2 protein-coding genes are annotated in these 1,240 nt (G+C 59.9%); both read left to right on the top strand.

Annotation, left to right across the window (positions count from 1 at the left end; all coding sequences use genetic code 11):
- Positions 1-101 precede the first annotated feature (101 nt).
- Positions 102-629, top strand: a complete 528-nt coding sequence (locus ABT116_RS47775; protein WP_298779439.1) for a cupin domain-containing protein — start codon at positions 102-104, stop codon at positions 627-629.
- Between the two features lie 34 nt (positions 630-663).
- Positions 664-1,116 (top strand): MaoC family dehydratase, encoded by a 453-nt coding sequence (locus ABT116_RS47770; RefSeq protein ID WP_351647744.1) that lies wholly within the window; start codon positions 664-666, stop codon positions 1,114-1,116.
- Positions 1,117-1,240 lie beyond the last annotated feature (124 nt).

The following is a 1,240-nucleotide window of genomic DNA, read 5'->3' as shown; positions in this document are numbered from 1 at the left end:
ATAAACAAAATCTTGCATCACTAGACCGATTGGTACATGATTCGAGAATCGACAAACCGGAGCGCGGCCAACGACGCTCACGACGACGAAGGACCGAATCGATGTCCCCGAATTCCACAAACCACACCACGCCGACCGTCCTCGGACCGGACGAAGACCTCGCCGGGACCCTCGCGGCCACCGGCGTCCGGATGATGGTCCGGAGCAAACAAACCGAGGGAGGATTCTCGCTTGTGCAGCACCGCATCGCCGCGCATTCGATGACGTCACCGGTCCATCGCCACAGCCGGGAAGACGAGTACACGGTGGTTCAAAGTGGCCGCGTCGCAGCGATGGTCGGAGACGAGATCGTCTACGCGGAGGCCGGCGCCATGATCTTCAAACCGCGTGGCCAGTGGCATGCCGTGTGGAATCCCGACGACGTTCCAGCCCGGATTCTCGAAATCATCACGCCTGGAGGGATGGAAGGCCTGTTCGAACTGATGCCGAAGTTACTGGCCGAAGCAGGTTCCGCCGCGGAAACGGTTGCAGCGCGGGTAGAAGCCGACTTCGGGATCGAATTCGATCTCGTTGCCACCGCCGAGATCGCACAGACACACGGTGTGGGATTCGGCATCGAAAGTCACTGACCTCTGTCAGCACCTACCGATCAAAGGAAGATTCATGCTTGTACTCACCGGAGCAGAAGACCTCAGCGCCAACCTGAACCAAGAGTTGGGCGTCAGCGACTGGCACGAGGTCACGCAGGAGTCCATCGACGAGTTCGCCCGCGTCACGGGCGACGATCAGTGGATTCACGTCGACGTGGATCGCGCGAAGGAGTCACCGTTCGGCGGAACGATCGCGCACGGCAACTACACGCTCTCACTCGGCCCCAAGTTCTCGTACGCAATGGTCTCGCTCGAAGGTTTTGCGTTTGCTCTCAACTGCGGATTCGACAAAGTCAGGTTGCCTGCCCCGCTACCGGTGGGCTCTCGTGTCCGCATGCGTGCGACGTTGAGCAAAGTCGAACCGATCAATGGCGGTGTCCAGATCACGGTGACGCAGACATTCGAACGAGAACACGGCGACAAACCTGTGTGCGTCGCCGAGATGTTGACCCGCGCCTATCACTGAAAGGTCAGGAGCCGAACATCTTTCGGATCGTGGTACCGAAGGGATGCTTTGCTGTGACACTGCCGAATCGCACCTTGCCGTGCACCACCAGGTGCAGCGGGCCCATCTGCGGGCCGGAACGAAC

Source organism: Streptomyces sp. NPDC002130, assembly GCF_040296465.1.
Lineage (GTDB): Bacteria > Actinomycetota > Actinomycetes > Streptomycetales > Streptomycetaceae > Streptomyces.
Note: the sequence above shows the minus strand (reverse complement) of the source record. Positions and strands in the feature narration are given on the sequence as shown.